Origin of the sequence: Mesotoga sp. BH458_6_3_2_1 (genome assembly GCF_003664995.1) — a bacterium.
GTDB lineage: Bacteria > Thermotogota > Thermotogae > Petrotogales > Kosmotogaceae > Mesotoga.
Genome location: NZ_JFHL01000026.1, coordinates 134,994 through 141,415, shown reverse-complemented (window position 1 = coordinate 141,415; position 6,422 = coordinate 134,994). Strand labels below are relative to the sequence as shown.

Sequence of the window (6,422 nt, the reverse complement as noted above, 5' to 3'; positions counted from 1 at the left end):
CGCGAGGAAGTGATGCCCGGGAGGAACATCCGGGGAAGTGATGCTGGCACTTACGCACCAGGAGGCAAAAACCAAAGAAAAGAGCAAGGAATCAGTTGTAAGTTTCAAGTTGCAAGTAGTGAGTTGCAAGTAAAAAAGCCAAACGAAACGGGTCTCGAAAGATCAAAACAAAACGGTTATCCGTTCGTCGAGGAGAGCCGTGAAGCAATAGTATCGAGATTCCGATCAGGAGCTTTGTCGGAATGACGGAATTGGTCGTCTCCACAATAACCGTTCTTGGTCAAACCATTATTCAGAGAGTAGAGAGAAGGGGAAAGTAGGAGGGAAGTAAGGATCTTGGATCTCAAAAGCCTTGAAAAGCTCTTTAATTCCTTCTCGAGAGCTCATTATTACCCATGAGTCAGGGAGTTAAATTTCACTAATATGCTGGTTCTCGTGCGAATGCTGTGTTTGGCTCCTGATCTTAAATCCTCCCTTGAGGGAGGAGGGCCACGTAGTGGCGGAGGGTGTGCACGAGTATCTAAAGTCTGGAAAAGCAGCTGCCTTGAAATAATGTTCTGATAACGGTTATTCGTTGTGCGTTCTTGGTTGCTTTTAAAACCATACATATGGATCACAGACCAAATAACGTGAAGAGTAAATTTGTCGTTCAATTGCGAGGAGCCAACCTATTCTAAACGTTGTCAAAGAGCACACACCCCACCGCAAGCGGTTCCCCCCGCTCGAGCGGGGATTTAGATCAAGAGCCATGAAGAGCCGGGTCTGGGGTCGTAGGGTGTAGGATCTGGAAGCGGCATCACTTCTGCTCTGGTTATTCTTCTTCTTCTTCTTCTTCTTCTTTTTCGGAGGACGGAGGACCGTTGACGGATAACGTGGTTCTTAGCGGCGTTCATCTGCTCTTTCCCCGAGAAGCGGGCATTGCGACCTGGCGTGACCTTCGCCAGCCTTGCGTCCTGACATGTTTCTGTCAGCATTGCGACCGCCGATGCTTTACGGTGCATTGCGTCTGATCTTTTATTCTTCTTCGGGTCTAGAGTTTGCAACTTGGAAGTGACAACTTGCAACTATTCTCGGCCGCATAGCGGAACTGTCTGCACGATGTGCGACTGGCCTATGCCAAATGCAGAGACTGGTCACTGAAGGTGAATGGCTATAATTGAATCGATTTATAATTATTTCATGCTATATATAGAACAGAATATAGAACAAAATGGAGGTCATTATGGATTTGAGAAGAGAGCTGGTTCTTTTTGCGAGGCTGGCGTGGGACAGAAGACTTACCGAGAGTACCGGTGGAAACATGAGCGTAAGAATTGGAGATCATTTTGTGATTACCCCCACAACAATGGTGAAACACTTTCTGACGGAAGAAGATCTTGTAGAGGTAGATCTGACTGGAAGGAAAGTGAGCGGAAGGCGCGAACCATCATCGGAATACAGGATGCATTTGAAGATTTATAGAGAGTGTGAAGACGTGGTTTCCGTCTTCCATGCCCATCCCGTTTACGCGACCACTATGGCAGTCCAGCAGAAGAAGTTTCCTGTAAATGTCCTTCCTGAGACCGCACTCATGCTGGCTCCGATAACCTATCTTCCTTACAGAATGCCTGGTACGGATGATTTTGCGGAGATATTCGGCGAGGGTTTGAAGCTGGGCTCGCGAACCTTCGTCCTGAGAAACCACGGAGTTACTGTCGGAGGAAGTAGTATCGAAGAGGCATATGCAAAGCTCGAGACGCTAGAGTTTCTGGCTCAGATCACCCACCTTTCCGGTGCCAAACCCGGTTACCTTGAAATTCCTCCCGAAGAAGTGGAGAAATTCTTGGAAAAAATAAGAGGATCGAAGGAGTAGTTTCAGCCACTATTCGAATTTCCTCGGATAAGGTAACCGATCTTACATATACGATCTCAATTGCAGAGAATTTTGACTTCTCCAGTCGTTTTCAGCGAGAAGAAGGAGCCTTACCTCTCTACTAGAAAACATTCCTTGCAAAATGAATCGATCCATCTAGTAAATAGTTTTGCCTTCGGCTAGACCTCGCAGTTCTTTACCCGATTTCAACTTCGACTGAAGTGTCGATGTTCGAGACGGGTTGATTCCGATTTATAAATAGGACTACATATCTGAAGGCCTTCAACTGGAGTTGCAGACTTTCACTCTGTCTTGAATCGCTTAACTGGGCAAATGAAAGAAGAGGCAGTGTCTATGACACTGTCTATGACACTGCCTCTTCAACTGGAACCTTATCAGTAGATTACTATCGAAGTCGAAGCCGAAGCGGGAATTGCTCCCTCCAGCTCGGCAATTGCCATGATGTCGTAGGATCCAGGATCGAGATCCTCGATGGCACTCGCCGGTATCACGCACTCGAATAGACCGGCTTCGGTCATTGCGGCTTCGAACTCCCGTGTCTCCTGTCCAACTATCAAGGATAGAGTCACCTTTCCTGTTGTAGCGGGAACTGCCTCATCTATCGGATAAGTGACTTCCGAAACGTATACACTAACAGGAAGATCGCTGCCCTTTGCTACAAAGGCAGGCGTTTCCAAGCTGTCAATCTCCATCCTTATTGCTTTCAGTTCTTCTATCCAGTATGTGTCTTCGTACGGATAGTCGGGATCTCTGAAAGCTCTCAGTTCCATGTAGTTGGAAGTTGAGTCGAATTTTGACAGATAGAACGGCCCATTGCTGATATAGGCGTGGCCATAATCGTCTATGAATTCGATTGCAGCCTCGTATCTTCCAAGCACATATTCCTCGTCGACAAACTCCTTGATATAGTTTGGAATATGCTTCTTTTCCTTCATCTCGACGAGTTTAGCTCTGATATCTTTCACACAGGCCGGAGCAATGGCATCTACTTCGGTGAAAGCGGGATCCATTGTAATTGAGTAAGCAGTACCCGACTTGCTTCCTTCAGTTACGAGTAGAGACATGGCCTCCGCTATCTCCCAGGCACAGCCGACCGGATGGCCTGACGAAGAAACGCTTATACCCGGTGCTCCCCAGCTGGCAACTCTGTCTTTACTCGCCGGGAAGTTGTAATTGAAGTAAACGGTTATTGTGTTGTCCTCGTTCAGAACCCAACCTATGATTGTATCGAGACCACTCTGAAGATAGGAAGAATATGCCTGCTCGTACTGGAGGTCGTCGTCGCTCTCTTTGTTCGCCCATTCCATCTGGAATGCCTGAGCATAGAGGAAGTCAACGACCGTAATAGGCTGCCCATGGTGAAGTTTACCAAACTTGAATTCGTAGGTAGCCATGGAGATTGACTTGTTTCCTTCTCCAACTTCTAGCCAGGCTTCGTTAAACGGGCAGTAGTTGATAGCACTTGCGGGTACTTCGTAATCTCCGACAACGTCTCCTTCTTCATTACGTCGTGCCTTTGTTTGAACATCAACCGGCACCGCTCTTAGAGGTGTCGGAATAGCCGAAGCTGGGCTTTCGAACATCGCTGAATCGTAAAGGTTCTCGGCAATGTAATTCGAATAAACGCTGTTAAAACCATCCGTTCCAATCGGGTCCCAGGCATCCATGAAGAGAGACCCCATAGCCGAGAACTGTGTTATGAACAGCGTTCGATCATCTGTAACGGCCGTTCTTATCGACCATGTGTTTAGACCGTCTCCAAGCCCATAGGCGAACCTCTGTTTGAGTCTTGATTCGTTCGCGACAAAGAAGTCGAGCTGATTGACAACGTATATCCTGACAGCCTCTTCCAAACCGAGTTCAAGACCTCTTAGCGCAAGTTCCCAGTACTCCTCTTCTGTCAGGAAGTTGCCGGTGTAAGCCTTGAGCGTGACTTCATCGATCTCATCCTGTTCATAGTTCCAGAAGCCTTCCGTCATTCCACCAGGCATCCATCCATACCAGGGAGCGTACATTTGCGCGACGATATGTTCCCAGAAAGCTCTCGTTGCGCCGGCGCCCCAGCCTTCCGTGTACATCTGGTAGGCAAACTCCGCGGGATCGCCTCCGTAGACAACGTTACTGCACTTAATTCTGTCCCAGTACATCCTTTCCGCTTTCAATCCAGCCTTTTCAAGCTGATCCCCGATGTAATCTCCTTCCTTTAGACGACCCTGAGGATCATCGACTCTAATAGCAATCTTGATTGTAACGGGCTCATTATCGAAGTACCAGAAGCCGTCGTCCTTCTTCTCTAGCCTGCCGACATTTTCCGGTAGTGCGGCTGCAGCTTGCATAGAGCTTTCTATGACTTCCAAAGCTCTCGCCTCATTTCCCTCAGCCGTCAAGCCGAACTTTGTGGCGAGAAGATTGTACCTGTACGTTCCCGGCTGGCCAGTTGTGGCCATAGTGAAGGCCGGCGTTCCGGCTCCTCCAAGAATCTCGTCAACAAGGTACTGCCTGTTGATCAGGTCGTTCATGGCGAATCTGATATCCTTGATTGCGAAAGCGTTGAAGTACTCCTTTCCTCCTACTTCAACGACATATGGCGCTTTGTTAGGAATCGGATTCATCAGTAGCGACCAGGAACCTGATGGAACAGCATACAGGTCTAGCTTGTCTCTGGTGGCCTGATCCAGCCCGAAGATCTGTGGTCCTGAAAGACCCCACATGAAGATGTCCGTAAGACCTTCGGCCGTGTCCTTCAGCGCGATATCCTCCGACATTCTCACGTTGAAATAAACCAGATCGGGATAGGGGCCCTTCTGCGAGGACAGAGCAAGTCCGCCAAGCAGCAACAGCATGACTAACAACACGTAAGTTAGCTTCTTCACTTCCTTCGCCTCCTTAAGAAATTAGCGTTTCGAAGGAGACACGAGTTAAACTGGGATAAAGTTGTTTCGTCTAGGTAGCGACAAGAAACGAGAGAGATAAATATAGAACAAAAAATCAGTGTGTTTGATTGTCGATGCTGAAGTAATCAATGCTTCACTAAGAAGCTAATGTGTTCGCTAGATTATTATATTACATTCACTGGCAAAATCAGAAGAACAATTAGGCACGATTTACGTGTTTTTGCCGGATAAAACCAGCTCTGTTACTCTGTTTTTCGCTTACTTTTCAATCTTTCTTTGTCCAGCTTCTTAGTCCAAAACCTTAAATCTCAATCCATCCATAAATTGGACAGGACCCAAAAGAATAGAGATCTCTTCCCTTGGTTCAATAATGGGTGTGATCTGATAAAGTTAGCTTCCCACTACCCAAAGAAAGACTTGATAAAGATCCTGATAACTTCAGCTCCACCAATGAAAGTGCCTACACTGCTTCCAACGTTGGCGAATACTACAACCAAAAGGATCTTCGTGACTCTGTTTTTCCAGAAACCTTTGAATGAGTTCACATCTTCGTTCAGGTTCTCAAAGTCGGAGACCTTGGGTTTCCTCACAATAGCCTCTACAAGTCCGGCAAACCATCCTGCAGCCAGAAGCGGATTCAATGAGCTTACGGGAGCAATGAAAAACGCCGTCAGTATAGAGAGTGGATGGCCAAGAGCTGCAAGAGTCCCCAGAGCAGAAAGCGATCCGTTCCAGAGGATCCAGCTGAGAATCTGATCAAGACCTGCATCGCGATTCACTATTATCGTTGAAACAATCAAGGCGATGATCGCTATCGAGATCGTCCAGCCGATTATCTTGCCGGTCTTCTTCTTCGGAGGGATCTTCGTGAGTGCCGCAAGATCCTGATCCTCTTTTATGGCTTCTTTCAAACCCGGGACATGCCCGGCACCAACAACTGCAACGACTTTCTTTCCCGGAGCCGTTTTGATCTTCTGGGCTAGATACTTGTCCCTTTCGTCGATCAATGACTCCTTGAGCTGAGGAAAGGACTTGGCAAGCTCGCTGAGCGCAGAGGTCAACATATCTCCCGACTTCATCTTCTCGAGATCTTCTTCTGTAATCTTCTCATCGCTGAAAATTGACAGAACGAGAGTAAAGAAGAGTTTCGTCTTTCCCCAGAAGCCAAGATTTCCCCATATTCTTGCGAAAGTAACCTGAATGTCTCTATCCGCAAGAACAAGCTGCGCTCCTGTCTCTTTTGCCGACTCAATAGCCTGCAGCATCTCCTGTCCTGCCTGGATTCCTATTTGCTTTGCCATTCTCTTTTGATAAGAGGAAAGGATAAGGTTAGCTAGCAGAAGAAAGGACTTCTTCTCCTTGACCACCTTTGCGATATCGGTCTTCTTCCATCTATCCTGATCTTGCATCGATTGATAACGGGAGTTGCACAACTCTACTGCAACGGAATCGGGTTTTTCCTCTTCGATAATCGCCTTGACTTCTTCGGCGCTGTTCTTTGATACGTGAGCGGTACCGATAATTATCAATTCTTTGTCATCAAGCATTATTCTGTGTACTGTCTCGGACAACGAAATCACCCTTTCTATTTGACTATCAAACTCTATTTAATCACAATCTTGCGCCCAACTCGTCTTTGTGAGATTATCAATTAT

The 6,422-nt window shown here is 47.1% G+C and carries 3 protein-coding genes; 1 reads left to right on the top strand and 2 read right to left on the bottom strand.

What is annotated here, in order from left to right:
- Nucleotides 1-1,222: 1,222 nt before the first annotated feature.
- Complete coding sequence (locus Y697_RS12285; RefSeq protein WP_121551964.1) at nucleotides 1,223-1,852, top strand: class II aldolase/adducin family protein; 630 nt, start codon at nucleotides 1,223-1,225, stop codon at nucleotides 1,850-1,852.
- A 395-nt stretch (nucleotides 1,853-2,247) separates the two neighbouring features.
- Here Y697_RS12285 and Y697_RS12280 read toward each other — a convergent pair whose 3' ends face one another.
- Both Y697_RS12280 and Y697_RS12275 read right to left on the bottom strand, forming a co-directional pair.
- Nucleotides 2,248-4,746, bottom strand: coding sequence for an ABC transporter substrate-binding protein (locus Y697_RS12280; protein ID WP_121551963.1), 2,499 nt, complete (start codon nucleotides 4,744-4,746; stop codon nucleotides 2,248-2,250).
- A gap of 422 nt (nucleotides 4,747-5,168) precedes the next feature.
- A complete protein-coding gene (locus Y697_RS12275) occupies nucleotides 5,169-6,338 on the bottom strand; it encodes a TraB/GumN family protein (protein ID WP_121551961.1) in 1,170 nt (389 codons plus the stop codon).
- Nucleotides 6,339-6,422: the final 84 nt, after the last annotated feature.